This is a genomic window from Microcoleus sp. B13-B6 (assembly GCF_036705405.1).
In the GTDB taxonomy this organism is placed as follows: domain Bacteria; phylum Cyanobacteriota; class Cyanobacteriia; order Cyanobacteriales; family Microcoleaceae; genus Microcoleus.
This window is the reverse complement of record NZ_JAUBUJ010000002.1, coordinates 87,038-105,166: the sequence shown is the minus strand read 5'-3', so window position 1 is coordinate 105,166 and position 18,129 is coordinate 87,038. Positions and strand designations below refer to the sequence as shown.

General features: G+C 47.1%; 17 protein-coding genes. 16 read left to right on the top strand and 1 reads right to left on the bottom strand.

The genetic code is table 11. The features are described from left to right. Positions 1–100 precede the first annotated feature (100 nt). The 7 genes from QUB35_RS01585 (at position 101) to rdgB (ending at position 7,462) form a co-directional block, all read left to right on the top strand. Positions 101–1,126 carry a long-chain acyl-[acyl-carrier-protein] reductase gene (locus QUB35_RS01585; protein ID WP_333138722.1) on the top strand — a complete coding sequence of 342 codons (1,026 nt, stop codon included), beginning with the start codon at positions 101–103 and terminating at the stop codon, positions 1,124–1,126. 281 nt (positions 1,127–1,407) lie between these two features. Then, the gene (gene accA / locus QUB35_RS01580) at positions 1,408–2,388 is read left to right on the top strand and encodes an acetyl-CoA carboxylase carboxyl transferase subunit alpha (protein WP_333138720.1); all 981 of its coding nucleotides are present in this window, start codon (positions 1,408–1,410) and stop codon (positions 2,386–2,388) included. A 242-nt stretch (positions 2,389–2,630) separates the two neighbouring features. After that, complete coding sequence (locus QUB35_RS01575; RefSeq protein WP_333138718.1) at positions 2,631–3,356, top strand: SDR family oxidoreductase; 726 nt, start codon at positions 2,631–2,633, stop codon at positions 3,354–3,356. A gap of 110 nt (positions 3,357–3,466) precedes the next feature. After that, positions 3,467–4,201 (top strand): GTP cyclohydrolase I FolE, encoded by a 735-nt coding sequence (gene folE / locus QUB35_RS01570; RefSeq protein ID WP_333138715.1) that lies wholly within the window; start codon positions 3,467–3,469, stop codon positions 4,199–4,201. A gap of 456 nt (positions 4,202–4,657) precedes the next feature. Continuing rightward, positions 4,658–6,082 (top strand): phosphoglucomutase/phosphomannomutase family protein, encoded by a 1,425-nt coding sequence (locus tag QUB35_RS01565; RefSeq protein ID WP_333138713.1) that lies wholly within the window; start codon positions 4,658–4,660, stop codon positions 6,080–6,082. A 155-nt stretch (positions 6,083–6,237) separates the two neighbouring features. Continuing rightward, positions 6,238–6,846 carry a hypothetical protein gene (locus QUB35_RS01560; RefSeq protein WP_333138711.1) on the top strand — a complete coding sequence of 203 codons (609 nt, stop codon included), beginning with the start codon at positions 6,238–6,240 and terminating at the stop codon, positions 6,844–6,846. Between the two features lie 28 nt (positions 6,847–6,874). Beyond that, positions 6,875–7,462, top strand: a complete 588-nt coding sequence (gene rdgB / locus QUB35_RS01555) for an RdgB/HAM1 family non-canonical purine NTP pyrophosphatase (protein ID WP_333138709.1) — start codon at positions 6,875–6,877, stop codon at positions 7,460–7,462. A gap of 161 nt (positions 7,463–7,623) precedes the next feature. Here the strand turns inward: rdgB and QUB35_RS01550 are convergent, their stop codons facing one another. Beyond that, positions 7,624–7,962, bottom strand: coding sequence for a P-II family nitrogen regulator (locus QUB35_RS01550; protein WP_006633346.1), 339 nt, complete (start codon positions 7,960–7,962; stop codon positions 7,624–7,626). Positions 7,963–8,315: 353 nt separating this feature from the next. On the opposite strand from QUB35_RS01550, the gene QUB35_RS01545 reads away from it, so the two are divergent. The 9 genes from QUB35_RS01545 (at position 8,316) to QUB35_RS01505 (ending at position 18,034) form a co-directional block, all read left to right on the top strand. Next, positions 8,316–9,614, top strand: coding sequence for an MFS transporter (locus QUB35_RS01545; RefSeq protein ID WP_333138707.1), 1,299 nt, complete (start codon positions 8,316–8,318; stop codon positions 9,612–9,614). Positions 9,615–9,680: 66 nt separating this feature from the next. Beyond that, the gene (locus QUB35_RS01540; RefSeq protein ID WP_333138705.1) at positions 9,681–10,751 is read left to right on the top strand and encodes an ATP-binding protein; all 1,071 of its coding nucleotides are present in this window, start codon (positions 9,681–9,683) and stop codon (positions 10,749–10,751) included. Between the two features lie 2 nt (positions 10,752–10,753). Then, positions 10,754–11,623, top strand: coding sequence for a hypothetical protein (locus tag QUB35_RS01535; RefSeq protein ID WP_333138703.1), 870 nt, complete (start codon positions 10,754–10,756; stop codon positions 11,621–11,623). A 267-nt stretch (positions 11,624–11,890) separates the two neighbouring features. Continuing rightward, positions 11,891–13,726: a biosynthetic-type acetolactate synthase large subunit gene (gene ilvB, locus QUB35_RS01530; protein ID WP_333138701.1), complete on the top strand. Its 1,836-nt coding sequence runs from the start codon at positions 11,891–11,893 to the stop codon at positions 13,724–13,726. A 399-nt stretch (positions 13,727–14,125) separates the two neighbouring features. Next, positions 14,126–15,532 (top strand): serine/threonine-protein kinase, encoded by a 1,407-nt coding sequence (locus QUB35_RS01525; protein WP_333138699.1) that lies wholly within the window; start codon positions 14,126–14,128, stop codon positions 15,530–15,532. Between the two features lie 215 nt (positions 15,533–15,747). Continuing rightward, positions 15,748–15,957 carry a type II toxin-antitoxin system HicB family antitoxin gene (locus QUB35_RS01520; RefSeq protein ID WP_333138697.1) on the top strand — a complete coding sequence of 70 codons (210 nt, stop codon included), beginning with the start codon at positions 15,748–15,750 and terminating at the stop codon, positions 15,955–15,957. Positions 15,958–16,013: 56 nt separating this feature from the next. Next, entirely contained in the window at positions 16,014–17,387 is a 1,374-nt protein-coding gene (locus QUB35_RS01515; protein WP_333138696.1) for an FGGY-family carbohydrate kinase, read from the top strand. A 105-nt stretch (positions 17,388–17,492) separates the two neighbouring features. Next, entirely contained in the window at positions 17,493–17,837 is a 345-nt protein-coding gene (locus QUB35_RS01510; protein ID WP_333138694.1) for a hypothetical protein, read from the top strand. Further along, positions 17,834–18,034: a hypothetical protein gene (locus QUB35_RS01505; RefSeq protein ID WP_015174854.1), complete on the top strand. Its 201-nt coding sequence runs from the start codon at positions 17,834–17,836 to the stop codon at positions 18,032–18,034. The genes QUB35_RS01510 and QUB35_RS01505 overlap by 4 nt, the downstream gene beginning before the upstream one ends. The last annotated feature ends 95 nt before the right edge of the window (positions 18,035–18,129 follow it).

Genomic DNA, 18,129 nt, shown 5'->3' with positions numbered 1-18,129 from the left:
TAACTCATTTTAAAATATAAATTTTTAATCTTCCCATCTTCCATCTTCCATCTTCCATCTTCCATCTTCCACCTTCCATCTTCCTTCATTTGACAACTTAATGTTTGGTCTAATCGGTCACTTAACCAGCTTAGAACACGCCCAATCAGTAGCTAACGAGCTGGGCTATCCAGAATATGCCGATCAAGGTCTCGATTTTTGGTGCAGCGCACCGCCTCAAATAGTTGATCAGATCACGGTAACAAGCATCACTGGACAAAAAATAGAAGGGCGCTATGTGGAGTCCTGTTTTCTGCCAGAAATGCTAGCCACTCGCCGGATTAAAGCAGCCACTCGCAAAATCCTTAATGCGATGGCACACGCTCAAAAAAACGGGATTAACATCACTGCTTTAGGCGGCTTTTCTTCGATCATTTTTGAGACTTTCAACTTGCAGCAAATTAAGCAAATTCGCAATCTCAAGTTGGAGTTTGAACGCTTCACCACTGGTAACACTCACACGGCTTACATCCTGTGTCGCCAAGTAGAAGAAGCAGCCCCTAAATTGGGGATTGAACTTTCAAAAGCCACTGTAGCCGTTTGTGGTGCTACTGGCGATATTGGCAGTGCTGTGTGTCGCTGGCTCAATGTTAAAACAAATGTAGCAGAATTGTTGCTCATTGCCCGCGACAAAGAACGATTACAAGATTTGCAATCGGAATTGGGCCGAGGCAAAATTATGGACTTGGAAGAAGCCCTCCCCCAAGCCGATATTGTAGTCTGGGTAGCCAGTATGCCAAAGGGAGTAGAAATTGACCCTAAGACATTGAAGCAACCATGTTTATTGATTGACGGTGGCTATCCGAAAAATCTGGCAACTCAGGTTCAGCATCCCGAAATTTACGTACTCAATGGCGGCATTGTGGAGCATTCCCTCGATATTGAGTGGAAAATTATGAAGATTGTCAATATGGATGTACCGGGCAGACAGTTGTTTGCCTGTTTTGCCGAATCAATGCTGCTGGAATTTGAAAAATTGTATACCAATTTTTCTTGGGGACGGAACCAAATTACTGTGGAGAAGATGGAGCAAATCGGTCTTATTTCTGTCAAACACGGTTTCCGACCTTTATTAATGTCAGTTTGATGTTGACAGTTGACAGTTGACAGTTGACAGTTGATTGTTGGCTGTTGGCTGTTGACTGTTCACTGTTGGGGGAATTCAGACGGAAGGGATGCGGATTAACCTATTATATTTAAAATTGAAAGGAAGCTCCAGCTCCTGGTTTTCCAGCGCGGTATGAAGCCAAGCAAAATTCATAATTCAAAACTTCCAAATTTCCCCTATTTTACAGCATACCCTGACACGGTAGGATCTCGAAAGAGTCGATCGACAAAACCTGACAAAACCTTATAGAAATTATCCGCGTGCCAAACCCAGACCGTAAACCCTTACTCTTAGATTTTGAAAAGCCCCTGGCCGAACTCGAAACCCGAATTCACCAGATTCGCGAACTCGCCGCAGAAAACAGCGTCGATGTCACCGACGAAATTCGCAAACTAGAAGCTCGCTCAGCCCAACTGCGACAAGAAATTTTCAGCAGCTTGTCCCCCATGCAGCGGCTGCAACTCGCCCGTCACCCGCGCCGCCCCAGCACCCTCGATTACATTCAGGCAATTAGCGACGAGTGGATCGAGCTTCACGGCGATCGGCGCGGCGGAGACGACCCGGCCCTCGTCGGCGGAATTGCCCGCATAGACGGGCGTCCCACAGTCATCATCGGCCATCAAAAAGGGCGCGACACAAAAGACAATATCGCCCGCAACTTCGGCATGGCTGCTCCCGGCGGCTACCGCAAAGCCCTGCGGTTGATGGAACACGCCGATCGCTTCGGAATGCCAATTTTCACATTTATCGACACTCCGGGGGCTTGGGCGGGCTTAGAAGCAGAACAGCTCGGACAGGGAGAGGCGATCGCCTGTAACCTCCGAGAAATGTTTCGCCTCGACGTTCCCATTATTTGCACCGTCATTGGCGAAGGTGGTTCCGGCGGCGCATTGGGTATCGGTGTCGGCGAGCGACTGTTGATGCTGGAACATTCCGTCTACACCGTCGCCACCCCCGAAGCTTGCGCGGCCATTCTCTGGAAAGACTCTGGTAAAGCTAACTTGGCCGCAGAAGCTCTCAAAATCACTTCCTGGGATTTGAAAAACCTCGGCATTCTCGATCAAATAGTACCAGAGCCGATCGGCGGCGCTCACTCGAATCCCCTCAAAGCTGCGTCCATACTCAAACAAGCTTTGTTAGAAAACTTAGCAGAACTAACACAGCTTACCGGTCAGCAGCGACGCGAGCTGCGGTATCAAAAGTTTCGCCACATAGGTGTATTCACTGAAATTTCGGCTTGAGCCGATCGATTCAGAGTGATCAGTTATGAGTTAAAAATTCTTAACTTTAAACTCATAACTCACAGCTCATTATTCTGCGGATCTGTCAGCAGTGTTATAATTTCTCAGGTGACACCGGCTTAACAGTTCTTAATGTTCATCTCATAATTAACTGTTATCACCCGCAGCAGACAGTTGTCTAATTTGCCTCAGAAGGCTGCAACGCTGTAGGGAGTTGCCGAGCGAAAGTATTAGGACACTGAATGAACCATCCCACAACAAAGCAGGCTCTGATTACCGGAGCCAGCAGCGGTATTGGCAAAGCGACGGCTCTAGCGTTCGCCGCCGAGGGCATAAATCTGGCCTTAGTTAGCCGAGAGTCAGAAAACTTAGAAGCCGTTGCCGCAGCAGCCCGAGAAGTCGGAGTGAAAGCAGAAGCTTATCCCTTAGACTTGGCAAAAATTGAGCAAGTGCAAAGCAGCATCAGCGCGATCGCAGCTCAATTGGGTTCCGTAGATATCCTGGTCAACAGCGCTGGGATGGGCTACACCGGCTCCTTGACGGAAACGTCCCTAGCCGACTGGCAGAACGTTCTAGACCTCAATCTGACTAGCGTTTGGCAGTGCATTCTAGGAGTTTTGCCCTCCATGCGCGATCGCCGATCGGGAATCATCATCAACGTTTCCTCGATCGCCGGCAGCCAAACCTTCCCCAACTGGGGGGCCTATTGCGTCAGTAAATTCGGTCTCATGGCATTGTCTAAAACCTTAGCCGCCGAAGAACGGGTTCACGGAATTCGCGTAACAGCAATCTGTCCGGGTTCTGTCAATACTCCCATGTGGGACACAGACACCGTGGACGCCGACTTCGATCGCACCGCCATGTTAACCCCAGAAATCGTCGCCCAATCAATTCTGCACGCAGTTCAGTTGCCAGCAAGTGCAGTAATTGAAGAAATCACGCTCATGTCCAACGCAGGAGTTTTGTGAACTTGAGATTTTAGACTGCTGGATTTTTCTCGAATTCAACAATCTTTGAATCTCTAGCTATATCCCCCAATCAAAAATCGAAAATCGATTCACCCTCACACCAACTTGTTATGACAATTGCATCTTCCGCCGATTCCAATGGCTCGATTTCAATCTCGACTGACAGCATGAAACTGTTACAAACCGCAGAGAACAACTCCCCGCGCATCCCCACTCGACCCGATCGCAATTCCTCCCACGGCCAAGAATCCAGCGTGCCCATAGCTTCAGAAGTAGGCCTGGAAGAAATGATGGAGGCCGTTCGGACAATGCTGCTGGGAGTAGGAGAAGACCCCGAACGCGAAGGATTGCTCAAAACCCCAAAACGGGTAGCAGAAGCAATGCGGTTTCTCACCAGTGGTTACAGTCAATCCCTCGAAGAACTCCTCAACGGCGCTATCTTTGACGAAGGTCACAACGAAATGGTACTGGTGCGAGACATCAGCGTATTCAGTATGTGCGAACACCATATGCTGCCGTTTATGGGCCGAGTTCACATTGCTTACATTCCCAACCAAAAAGTAGTGGGATTGAGCAAATTAGCCCGAATTGCCGAGATGTACAGCCGCCGATTGCAGGTGCAAGAACGTTTGACGCGCCAAATTGCCGAAGCAGTTCAGACAATATTGGAACCGAAGGGAGTAGCTGTAGTCATGGAAGCCAGTCATATGTGCATGACGATGCGGGGTGTGCAAAAACCCGGTGCTTGGACGGTTACGAGTGCCATGTTGGGCGTGTTTCAAGAGGAACAGAAAACTCGCGAAGAATTCCTGAATTTGATCCGCCACCAACCGGCATTCTTTTAGTCAGTTGACAGTTGACAGTTGGCATTTGGCATTTGGCAGTTAACAGTAATTAGTAGGTTGGGTTGAGAGACGAACCTTCCGTTTCACGCCGCCCAACATAATCTATCAAGCAAGGCTAACGACAGCCAACAGTCAGCAGCCAACTGTCAACAGTCAATCGATTTTAGATTTTAGATTTTAGATTTTAGATTAAAGATTTGAGAATTGAAGCATTGACTTGCGCGAGATAAATACGTTCGGCAAGTTTCATCGGATACAGGTTTTTTATTTCACCGGTCCTGAGTCTGCTTTCGGAATGAATCACGTGGCGGGTATCCTGGATGCTTTCGGTCAATAGCCAGAGTAAAGGCTGTGGAAGCAATTCCAAAATCTAAAATCTAAAATCTAAAATCTAAAATCGGATGACGATCGACTGATAAACCCATAAAATAGACGGGTGACTCATGACTTGTGACTATGAATCCTATCAAATTCGGTACAGATGGCTGGCGCGGCATCATTGCTGACGATTTTACCTTCGATCGCGTAGCGTTAGTCGCCCCCCTAGCGGCACAAGTTCTTGCACAAACCGGCGGCAGCGATGGCAGCAGCGGTACCGTAATTGTCGGTTACGACCGCCGATTTCTGGCTGAAGAATTTGCCTTCACAGCGGCTGTTGCCGTCCAAAACGCAGGATTTGACGTGCTGCTGAGCGAATCCTACGCCCCCACTCCAGCTTTCAGTTTAGCTGCCAAACAATTAAATGCTTTGGGTGCGATCGTCCTGACCGCCAGCCATAATCCCGGTGCATATTTAGGGTTAAAAGTCAAGGGCGGATTTGGCGGTTCAGTTTCCCCCGAAGTTACTCAACAGATAGAAGCAAAACTCGAAAATCCGGCGGCAATTTCAGCAACTCCCGGCAAATTGGATAATTTCAATCCTTGGCCAGCTTACTGCAAAACCTTGCGGGAAATGGTAGATATTGAGGCGATTAAAGAAGCGATCGCCAGCGGTAAAATTACAGTATTTGTAGATGTAATGCACGGTGCCGCCGCCGGAGGACTAGCTCAAATTTTAGAAGAAACAGTGCACGAAGTCAACAGCGATCGAGATCCGCTGTTTGGCGGCGGTGCACCGGAACCTTTGCCGCGCTACCTGTCGCAGTTATTTCGGGTGATGCGTACTCACCAGCGAAAAAGCTCTGGTTTGTCCATCGGATTTGTATTTGACGGAGATAGCGATCGAATTGCAGCCGTTGACTCTAGCGGCAACTTCCTCAGTTCACAAATCCTAGTTCCCATCTTAATCGAACATTTAGCAAAACGGCGCGGGTTGACCGGGGAAGTCATCAAAACAGTCAGCGGTTCAGACATAATTCCCAAAATTGCCAAGCTGTACGACTTGCAGTTATTTGAAACGCCGATCGGTTACAAGTATATAGCCGATCGAATGTTAACCACCCAAGTCTTAGTCGGCGGCGAAGAATCGGGAGGAATTGGCTACGGTACACACATCCCCGAACGAGATGCTTTACTGTCAGCGCTGTACTTATTAGAAGCCGTGGTCAAATCCGGGGAAGACTTAAGCGAAATTTACAGCCGACTGCAACAAGAAACAAGCTTTACCTCAGCTTATGACAGAATCGACTTACACCTAGCCAACATGGAAGAAAGGTCGCGTTTGCTGTCGCTGCTGCAAAATCAACCCTTAACAGAAATCGCCGGCAAAGCAGTTGTAGATTGCAACAAAGTTGACGGATATAAATTCCGTTTATCCGACGGAAGTTGGCTGTTAATTCGGTTTAGCGGAACCGAACCAGTGTTGCGGCTGTATTCAGAAGCAGCGACATTGAAAGAAGTTATGCAAAACTTAAACTGGGCGAAAAATTGGGCGCATAATTAATCGGATTTTTCAACCGCAGATAAACGCAGATGAACGCGGATGACTCGATCTCAAATCTCTCTTTCTCTGCGGCCTCTGCGGCCTCTGCGGTAAAAAAAATATTACTCACAATGAAATACTATTCCTAGATGAGATTAATTTTAGGATAAAAGCAAATGGCTTACAGCGATTTCAGCCTTGCGAGAGTCAAAAAAGATTTTGGATTAACCTTAGATGAAACTTGCAATTTATTTGCAGACACAAAACCAGTTTCACCCTCAGAAATTTTAACAACAATCCTGATTGATTATGTACCGCTAGCAACTTTTATTTCCACAGAAAAAGCGCGGTCAGAATTTTTGATTGCCCCGATATTAGCAGAAGTTCGGCGATTGTCAAACAAACGAGTTTCTCTTTTTTCCGGTAAGGATTTTACTGTAGATCCAGAAAGAGGTTTGCAAGGATTTTGTGATTATATTATTAGCGGTTCTTCAGAACAATTGTTCATCAGTGCTCCGGTTATAACAATTTTTGAGGCAAAAAAGGAAGATATTATTGGCGGTTTGGGTCAATGCGTAGCCGCAATGGTAGCGGCTCAATGTTTTAATCAAAACCAAGACAGTGAGGTCGATCGCATTTACGGCGCGGTGACGACGGGTACTAACTGGAAATTCTTGATTTTGGAGGAAACTACTGTTTATATCGATCCGATTGAATACTATATTCAAGATGTTGATAAGATTTTGGGAATTTTGTTGCAACCATTTCCCCAATATGTTTGTTAATATGGAGCCGTAAGTTTTAAGAGAAATAATGACCGATCGCAAATTGCTAGTTGTAGCTACGGGCAATCCGGGTAAACTCAAGGAAATGCAAGTTTATCTTCAGGATTTGGGATGGGAATTGGAGATCAAACCGGAAGAGTTGGAAATCGAGGAAACAGGCGAAACTTTTATTGCTAATGCTTGCTTGAAGGCCTCTGAAGTGGCAAAAGCAACGGGCAAATGGTCGATCGGCGATGATTCTGGTTTAATGGTAGATGCACTCGACGGTCAACCTGGGATTTACTCGGCACGCTACGGGAAAACCGATGCTGACAGGATATCTCGACTTCTCAAAGAATTGGGAAGCGAACAAAACCGGGAAGCACAATTTGTTTGCGCGATCGCGATCGCCCGTCCCGACGGTACAATTGCCTTGCAAGTAGAAGGAATTTGCCGAGGCGAAATCCTCCACACTCCTCGCGGTACGGGAGGTTTCGGATATGACCCCATTTTCTACGTACCTGCACAGCAACAGACTTTTGCCGAAATGACACCGGATATCAAGCGATCGCACTCTCACCGCGGCCGAGCCTTCCACGCTCTTATACCACAAATGGCCAACCTTGTCAACCCCTAATGAGGAAAAAAGCTAAAAAATGGGGTTACTGTGGCATTGGATATTGACACTTAGGTATCCAAACTAAACAGGAAAGAGGTTTTTCGTTGGCAATGATTAGTTACCGATGACCAATTACCAATGCCCAATGCCCAATGCCCAATGCCCAATGCCCCAGTATCTTAGATTGCCTCCAAGTTCTTTTCCCCAGTCCGAATCCGAATAATTTGTTCTACAGGAGAGATGAAAATCTTGCCGTCGCCAATCTCGCCCGTGCGGGAAGCCGCGATAATTTTATCAACCACCATGTCAACCTGATCGTTTTCCACAACAATCTCGACCTTGAGCTTTTGCAAGAACTCAACGGTGTACTCAGAACCGCGATAGCGTTCTGTCATGCCCTTCTGACGGCCAAAACCTCTAACTTCAGAAACAGTCATCCCCACAATACCAGCATTGACGAGTGCGATTTTCACTTCGTCTAGTTTAAAGGGGCGAATAATAGCTTCAACCTTTTTCAAGTTTCTCACTCCTAACAGTTAGTACCTTCGTTATATTACTTAAGCGGCGTGACATCTTTTAAGATCACGGCCAACAGCAAGTATTTTGTCAAGTATATTACCCTATCTTGTACTCGCGATGAAATGCACGCCAACCTTTAACAATATTCTCGGATTTGCCGGGGGCGCGGGATCTCGGCTCCGGCCGATCGCGGTAGAGTTAAGAAGACTGCAGCAGCCGTCCCCCGCCGATCTGCTAAAACAGAAAAAGAACCTAGGAGACAGGAGTTTTCCGAGTTTCCGCTTTGCTATGTGAGATTTGCACGTATTGCTGAAAACTATAATTGCCAGAGGCGGTCAGTTAAACTATTCCTATGCACCCAGCCAGCCCTCCCCCTGACCGCAGCGGGCTTGATGCCCTACTGAGAAATCGCCCCTTCCTCGCCTTGTGGACGGGCCAGTTATTGGCCCAAGTGGCGGATAAAATCTTTTACGTATTGCTGATTATTCTGCTGAAAACAGGCGACTACCGACCCTGGCCTGTTTCTTGGCAACATTCGGAAAATTCTATGCTGTCAGCGGTGATGATCGCCTACACGGTGCCGGCGATCGTCTTTGGTTCCGCAGCCGGTATCGTCGTAGACCGCTTTTCTAAAAAGCAAATGCTGATTGCCTGCAACGTGATTCGAGCCGCGTTGATTGTAGCTTTGCCGTTTTTGCCCAAAGCTTTTGTCGTTTTGTTGACGATGACGTTTTTGGTCTCTACCGTAACGCAATTTTTTGCTCCCGCAGAAGCGGCAGCCGTCCCCCTGACCGTAGGGCGAGAGGGACTGATGTCGGCAAATGCGCTGTTCGCCTCGTCCACAATGGGCGGGATTATTGTCGGGATGACGATCGGCGAACCGCTGTTTAGTTGGGTAAAACACAGCTTCGGATCAGCTTCTCAAGAGTTTTTGCTCGGCGGGTTGTACCTGATATCAGCAGGTTTGATCTATACCATGCGGATCAAAGAAGCTCATGCCGGCAGCAGTGGCAAAAACGTCCATCCTTGGCAAGACCTTAAGGAAGGTTTGCGGTATTTGAAACACAATCACCTTGTCAGCAACGCGATGGTGCAGTTGACGATTTTGTATTCCGTGTTTGCGGCGCTTCAGGTGCTGGCGATCGCGCTTTCAGGCAAAATAGGTCTCAAAGAAACTCAATTTGGCTTTTTGCTCGCTGCTGCGGGAATTGGAATGGTCTTCGGCGCAGCCTTTTTGGGACACTGGGGTCATCGAATGCACCACAAACCTCTGCCTTTAATTGGTTTCTTGATGATGGGTTTTGTATTAGCAATGTTTGCCTTTACTCGACAGTTATGGGTGGGATTCGGATTGAGCGCTCTGTTCGGTTTTGGTGCTTCCTTAATTAACGGCCCGATGCAAGCTCTGATTCAAGAAAAAACTCCCGAATCTATGCGGGGCAAAGTCTTTGGATTTGAAAACAATGCGATTAATATTGCTCTGAGCCTGCCTTTAGCGATTACTGGCCCGCTGACTGATGCTGTCAGCCAAGCCGTCGGCTCGAATGACAAGGGCTTGCGGATCGTGTTGCTGAGTTTGGGCTTTTTGGTCTCGGTGATGGGCATGGCAGCTTGGAAACATACTCGCAAAGTCTTGCAGGATGTTCTCTGAATTTAGTCAACAGTCATCAGTCATCAGTTATTGGTCATCAGTCAACGATCTTTAGAGACTTCCCAAATGAAAGTTCAATCTGTTGAGCTAAAGTATTTCAAGAAATTTCGGACTCCTCCGGTATTTGATTTCACCGATCCAGAAACTGGGTTGGCACGAAATCTGATTGTTCTAATTGGCATGAACGGCTCTGGCAAAACAAGTCTTTTACAAGCGATCGCAGCAACATTAGGTACGGCTACCGGACGATTACAAAAAATCCCTGACTTAGAATGGGCAGGATTTAACTATGAATTGCTAGGAAACAACTGGGGAAAATTTCAACCTGAAGTCACTTTACAGGTACAGTTTTCCTCCCAAGAACTTCAAGCAGTTGCAGAGTTTTACCAAAAATTACAAGGGATGGGACACAATTTAAGAGTTCCTCCGGCACAAAAACATAGTGTGAAACTCAGATGGCGATCGCCATCTGAGCTAGTCGTAGCGGATACGGCTGCTGTATTATTTCAATTTAAAGGACGAGAATACGCTAAACGACTGCTTCGTTCTGAAGGCTTTCAGGCGTTTCAGCGAGTTGGCAGCGTTCTTTGGTACACCGAGCAAAGAACTGCAACCAGCCTAACGACAGAAGATCCCGAAAGCCGACAAGAAATTACTGAGGATATTTTGCGCGATCGGCTATCAAAATGGCGGCAGTTTCATCAAGATGTCGAAACAGGTAGAATTCAGCAACTGCGACCGGGACAAAAAGACTTGTATGCTGAAATTGAACGAGCTTACAAAGCAGTTTTTCCCGAACGCAGCTTTGAAGGCCCCGTCCCGCGCGAGAATATAGATGATATCCTGAGCGAACCTTGGTTTTATCTTTACGACGGCAGAAATCAGTATGAAATTTCTGAGATGTCTGGAGGCGAACGAGCTGTCTTTCCCATCCTCATGGATTTTGCCAATTGGAACATTCATAATTCGCTCATCTTGATTGATGAAATTGAATTGCACCTCCACCCACCAATGCAGCAGGCATTCCTTAGATCCTTGACTAAGCTAGGCAATAATAATCAGTTTATAATTACAACCCACTCTGATTATGTGGAGCAATTAGTGCCTGAAGCACACATTATCAGGCTAGAGGTGTAATTGTGAGTGTTGTCAGTAGCAAAATTATTTTCTGCGAAGGAAAGCAAAGAAGTTTGGATACCCAACTGCTGCAGCGGGTTTTAGAAACACTACCAGCAGAGCGGCCTACAATTGTCCCCTGTGGCAGTAAATTTAGCTTTTCTTTATTTGCACAGGGTTATTTTTCCCGTCAAGAAATTGGCAGTCCAAAATATCTCGTTTTCCGAGATCGAGACTTCGATGCCAAGCCTTCAGAAGAGGTAGGACTGATTCAATTAGGCAGTCAATCCGTTTGGTTAACGCATCGAGCTTGCATTGAGAACTATTTCCTAGATCCTGACTTGATTCATGATTATTGGCGAGAAAAATATATCGAGAAACAGAACTATCCCAATACAAAATGGGCACATAAAGACTCTCCAGGTATCGATAGGATTGCACAATGGATTGAAAATGCTGCAAAGAGCTTGCAAGACTACCAAGCTGTACGCTGGGCTTTAGGCGAGCTGTTGGTCTCAAGTTCAACGAGAACGCAGCTCAAGACAACTTGGACTGATGGTAGCGGTCAGCTTCCCCCGTCTTTAGCGCTAGTAGATTGTCGAACTGAAGCTATAGGACTAATTAACCAATTTAGACAAGCTGTCGAAACAGTTACACTAGATGGATTTGAAGCAAGCCTAGCTAGTTATCACCAGCAATTTAGTCAATCAGAATTTTGGTCGCAGAAACAGTATGTAATCTGGTTTCACGGGAAAGATATTCAAAAACAAATGCAAAAGCAAGAATCTCAATATATCTCTCTAAAAAATTTTTTTAATTGGGCTGCCAATAAATTGGACATCGATCGACATCTCGATCTCAGGGAGTTACGAAGTAAGATTGAGCAGCTATAACTGTCGATGTGACTGTTGAGGATGCGGAATGCGGGTTAGATGCGTGACGGTAGCGTATTTCCAGCTCAGCCCTATGGGGTTCTCCCGCGATCGGAATCTCCCCTGTCCCCCTCTCGGGTTCTAAAACTTCCATGCCCCTAGCCGATGTCTTATTCTCAAGTGTTGAGAAAAATATCAACACTGCAACTTTTAAAGCTTCAATATTGAGAAAGAAGTAAAATGAAAGCATTAATCGTAAATTATAATTAGTTTAAGGAAGGAAATTCTGTGCAACTAAAAACTAAAGTGACCATCAGACGTGCAACTGGTGGATTTGCTCTGATTGACAGCTTGATCCGCCACGGCGTCAAGCATATTTTTGGTTATCCCGGCGGCGCAATTCTGCCGCTTTACGACGAACTCTACCGCGCTGAAGAAACTGGCGCTATCAAACATATTCTGGTGCGGCACGAGCAAGGCGCGGCTCACGCGGCTGACGGATACGCCCGCGCTACCGGAAAAGTTGGGGTGTGTTTCGCTACTTCCGGGCCCGGCGCCACTAATTTGGTAACGGGGATTGCGACGGCCCACATGGATTCGATCCCGATGGTAATTATTACCGGTCAGGTGCCCCGTCCGGCGATCGGCACTGATGCGTTTCAGGAAACAGATATTTACGGGATTACCCTGCCAATTGTCAAGCATTCCTATGTAGTGCGCGATCCCAGAGATATGGCGCGAATTGTGGCAGAAGCTTTCCACATCGCGAGTACAGGAAGGCCGGGGCCGGTGTTGATTGACGTGCCCAAGGATGTGGGTTTAGAAGAATTTGACTATCTGCCCGTGGAACCCGGATCGGTGAGAATTCCGGGCTACAGGCCCACGGTGAAGGGAAATCCCCGGCAAATTAATCAAGCAATCTATTTGCTGCAGGAAGCAAAGCGTCCTTTGCTTTATGTGGGCGGCGGGGCGATCGCGGCGGGGGCCCACGAGGAAATTAAGGAACTCGCCGAACTTTTCCAATTGCCGGTCACGACAACGCTGATGGGCAAAGGTTCCTTTGACGAAAACCATCCTTTGTCTGTGAAAATGTTGGGGATGCACGGCACTGCTTACGCTAATTTTGCCGTTACCGAGTGCGATTTGCTGATTGCTGTGGGGGCGAGGTTTGACGATCGCGTGACCGGCAAATTAGACGAGTTTGCCGCCCGCGCTAAGGTGATTCACATCGATATCGATCCGGCGGAAGTAGGCAAAAATCGCGGCCCTGATGTGCCAATTGTCGGAGATGTCCGCCAAGTTTTGCTCGATTTGCTGCGCCGCTGTCGGGAAACTGGAGTTTCGGGGAAGACCGGACAGACTGCAGAATGGCTGCACAGGATCGATCGCTGGAAACAGGACTATCCGTTAGTTGTGCCTCATTACCCAGACATTTTGGCTCCGCAAGAGGTGATTTCCGAGTTGGCTACTCAAGCGCCGGATGCTTACTACACAACAGATGTCGGTCAACATCAAATGTGGTCGGCTCAATTCTTGAACAACGGGCCGCGCCGCTGGATTTCTAGCGCTGGTTTGGGAACGATGGGTTTCGGGGTGCCAGCGGCGATGGGGGCGAAAATGGCCCTACCCGATGAGCAAGTGATTTGTATTGCTGGCGATGCTAGCGTGCAAATGAATATTCAAGAGCTGGGAACACTAACACAATACGGCATTAATGTCAAGATTGTTATTGTAAATAACGGCTGGCAGGGAATGGTGCGGCAGTGGCAGCAGGCGTTCTACGGGGAGCGTTATTCCTCGTCGAATATGACTGTGGGGATGCCGGATTTTGTGATGCTGGCTGAAGCTTATGGCGTGAAGGGGATGCTGGTTTCGCAACCGGAGGAACTCAAAGATGCGATCGCTCAAATGCTCGCTCACGACGGCCCGGTGCTGATGAACGTCAAGGTGACGAGGGATGAAAACTGCTATCCGATGGTAGTTCCAGGTAAGAGCAACGCTCAAATGGTTGGTTTGCCCGATCGTAGCAAGTTGCAATCTGCGGAGTTGGTTTATTGTCCGAGTTGCGGCGCTAAGAATGTTTCGACGAATAACTTTTGTCCTGAGTGCGGGACAAAAGTTTAACGAGTTTTGAGTGGGGACTTAGGCAGTGCCTATTAGTCTCAACTTAAGGTCAAACGTAGTCATGGACTGCTGTTTATCGTCGAGGCTAGATCCCCCCTAGCCCCCCTTAAGAAGGGGGGGACAAGAGTCCGATCAAAGTCCCCCTTCTTAAGGGGGATTTAGGGGGATCTGGCCTCGGATAAAAGCGAGAGATACAAGCGATCTCAAAGTCCCCCTTCTTAAGGGGGATTTAGGGGGATCTGGCCTCGGATAAAAGCGAGAGATACAAAGGTTTCAGACTTAAGTTGACACGATGAAAGGCAATGGGATGTCCTTACCAGGCTCTGCTTTTTCACATTTAACACCATCTCCGCTGGCATCGCATCGAGAGCTTTAATGTGTAATCTCTAAGCATATTTTATGAGCCAGTGTCTAAACCCTGATTGCCTATTCCAAAACCCGTCTGGCTATACAAAATTCTGTCAAAAATGTGGGAATAAACTGCTATTGGGCGATCGCTACGGAGCCCAAAAAATTATTGGACAAGGGGGATTTGGGCGCACTTTTCTAGCTATTGACGAGTATAAACCCTCAAAACCTCCCTGCGTTATTAAACAATTCTACCCCCAATTTCAAGACCCTTCTAGTATCCAGAAAGCTGCTGAGTTATTTGAGCTTGAAGCAGTACGCCTAGAACAGTTGGGTAAACATTCTCAAATTCCCGAATTATTAGCATATTTTAGTCAAGATGGACGGCAGTATTTAGTCCAAGAATTCATCGACGGTGAAAATTTAGCCGAAGCACGAGAATCTAAAGGATATTTTAGCGAAACGCAGATTCGCGACTTGCTTAATAATTTATTGCCAGTATTTGAGTTCATTCATTCCCGCCAAGTAATTCACCGAGATATCAAGCCAGAAAATATTATTCTTAGGCAAGATGGGCAACTGGTTTTAGTTGACTTTGGAGCCGCGAAATATGCGACACAAAGTGTTTTATCTGTAACGGGAACGGTAATAGGAACTTCTGGTTATACATCGCCGGAACAAGCAGCGGGCAAAGCCATTTATGCGAGTGATATTTATAGTTTAGGTGTCACTTGTCTGAATTTATTAACTCAGGTTGAGCCAATGGAGTTATTCGATACAAGTGAAATGGAGTGGGTGTGGCAAAAACAATTGAAAAACTCGATTAGTTCGGAACTCAGTCAGATTTTAGATAAAATGGTACAACCTGCCAGTAAAAAACGCTATCAATCTGCTACCGAAGTTTTACAAGCTATTGGCGATCGATCTCCTCAATTACCCCCTAAAACACCATTTCAACCACCACCTGAAACACCTCTACCGCCACCAGATTCGCTTAAATCAGCGCGGGGTGTTGACTATACTCGCCTGCAGGATTTATTGGCGGCCCAGAAGTGGAAAGAGGCGGATGGGGAAACAAAAAATGTGATGCTGAAAGCTGCTGGACGGGAGAATAAAGGTTGGTTAGATGTGAAGTCTATCGAGAATTTTCCTTGCGATGATTTGCGGACGATCGACCATTTGTGGGTAAAATACAGTCAGGGTTGTTTTGGCTTTAGCGTTCAGAAAGAAATCTGGTTAGAAGTGGGCGGTAAAGTTGATTTGGAGACTGAAAAAAAGCTGGGCGATCGTGTCGGTTGGCGAAAAGGAGGCATATGGTTGAACTACGATGACCTGACCTTTAATAAGCAAGTACCAGTGGGCCACCTGCCGGGGGTGGTTCGTCGGCGTTCTGGGAAGCTTTGGACGGTGGCGGGGATTTCTTCTCTCGCATCGAGAGTTGTAAGCTGTAATCTCTAACGATTTCAGCCCCTTGTCAAGTTTTTTTATCGAACCTTTTTTTACGAATTTATCGGCTTTTCGTCATTTCTTTACCTGCTACGCCGGTGAGTTTTACAAAAATAGGACTTACCCACTAAAGCCAAAGAAACCGGGTTTTTTACCTAATTTGTGGGTGACAACGAAAGATTTTCGTCCATCAAACCCGGTTTCTGACCACCCGTGGGTATCAACTAATGCGTTATGCCATTGTGATTGAAAAAACACCGAATAACTATTCAGCTTACGCGCCCGATTTACCCGGATGTGCAGCCACAGGCGCAACCCTTGCGGAAGTACAGCAGCAAATTAAAGAAGCGATCGAATTTCACTTAGAAGGATTGCGAGAGGAAGGTTTACCGATTTCCGAACCAACTACGCTTTGTGAATATGTCGAAGCACGATAATCTCAGAAACCCGGTTTCTTGCTGACACACCCTACAACAACTGTCAACTGCTATAAATGAATCTTTATTTGGGAATAGATTTCGGCACCACGGGCGCGCGATCGACTGTCATAGACTCCCAGGGTACAATACATTGTGAGACTGAATATACTTTTGCCAACAACGGGCAACAACAGCCTGAATTGCCCTCGGTGTGGCAAAATGCGCTGTGGGATTCGATCGAGCAAATTCCCCCAACAATCCGCAATCAGGTAAGGGCGATCGCCCTTGACGGCACATCTTCCACTGTCATGCTGTGCGATACCAACGGTATACCCGTATGCGAGCCGATTTTATACAATGATGCGCGCGGTGCAGCGGTGACAGAGAGGTTGCGGGCGATCGCGCCGGATAACCACACAGTATTGAGCGCTACATCCAGTCTGGCAAAACTCCTGTGGTGGCAGGAGGGCGGGCTAGAAGCCCAACCCCTACTCCCCACAAAACAATTGAGCCTTTGTGGCACAGGCATCTTGCCTGTGGTTGAGAAGCTTTATTTCCTGCATCAAGCTGACTGGCTGGCCTTTCTGCTGCACGGGAAATTAGGCATTAGCGACTATCACAATGCTTTGAAACTCGGTTTCGATGTTGATACTTTGTGCTATCCGAATTGGCTGATAGAGGGAATTGCGGGCGCTGCAACTCCTGAATTGCCACAAGTTGTCGCACCGGGTACGCCTGTGGGGGAAGTGAGAGCTCAAGTGGGCGATCGCTTCGGTTTTCCCCGCGATTGTATGATTTGTGCTGGTACAACCGATAGCATTGCAGCATTTTTAGCAAGCGGTGTCAATTTACCAGGGGAAGCAGTAACTTCTCTCGGTTCTACACTAGCAGTCAAACTCTTAAGTCATACCCGCGTAGATGATTCTAGATACGGGATTTACAGTCATCGTTTCCCCCCCTTTTGTAGGGGCGGTGCCCCCGTGCCCGCCCTGGCAGGCGATTTGTGGTTGGTTGGAGGTGCTTCTAATACCGGAGGTGCGGTGCTGCGACACTTTTTTACTGATGTTGAGTTGGATAATTATAGCACACAAATTGATCCAGAACAAGAGAGTTTGCTGGATTATTACCCATTGTTGAAAAAGGGCGATCGCTTTCCGATTAATGACCCGAATTTGCCGCCCCGACTCGAACCGCGTCCCACTGATTCAGTGGAATTTCTGCACGGTTTGCTAGAAAGCATAGCGCGGATTGAAGCGCGGGGATATCAATTATTGCAAGAATTGGGTGCAACTCCTTTGACAAAAGTTTATACTGCTGGCGGCGGTGCAAAAAATGCGGTTTGGACTGCGATTAGAAAGCGTTATTTAAAAGTGCCTGTAGTAACGCCAATTCATACTGCGGCTGCTTATGGAAGTGCGTTATTGGCGAAGCATGGAATGCAAATTTAAAGGTAGTAAATTTGGACTGATATCGCTATCGATTAAAACTAAAATGAGAGGAAGTAAACATTCTAATATATTGTGTTAAGTTGTTATCCCTAAAAATTAAGGACAATGGCAAAGCTACCTGATGACATCCTGAACACAATTTTCACATTGCAGCGGCGGCTAGTGGAACTCCTCAACGAGACAACCGCTACAGAATACATTTTAATGCAGCAGTTTGGCGAGACAGAAGCGACACTCCCCGAACTAGAATCCCTGGATAATGTTAAGGAAAGGTTGAGAAACCCTTACAATCGTTTGTACAGGCTTTTGCAGCAGGTAGCAGAATCTCAACCCGCTGCGACTGCGGATACGTTAAACTTTCTGTATAGAACGATAGAACAAACAGAGGCGGCTGTCGATGCCTCAGAAGCAACTATCCGAGAAATCAAAATGGATTGGAATTTGCCATGAATCAACAACCTAGAATCCCCGACGCTGAAACCAGAAAGCGACACGTTGAAAAGATGCGTGAAGTCTGCCAACAGCTTGACGCTTTGACTCTAAACCTGGATGAATTAATCGCCATATTTGAAGCTGACAACCGCCGCCAGCGTCGAGAACGTTTGGCGGGTAAATACAGGCGTGTGGAATCTCAGGTAGTCGAATAAGATATGAGATGTTGCATCATTGTTAATAAGTCTTTTATGAACAGGCTTTTCGGCCTGTTCCACAAAGAGTGAATTTTCTTGTGGAACAGGCATTT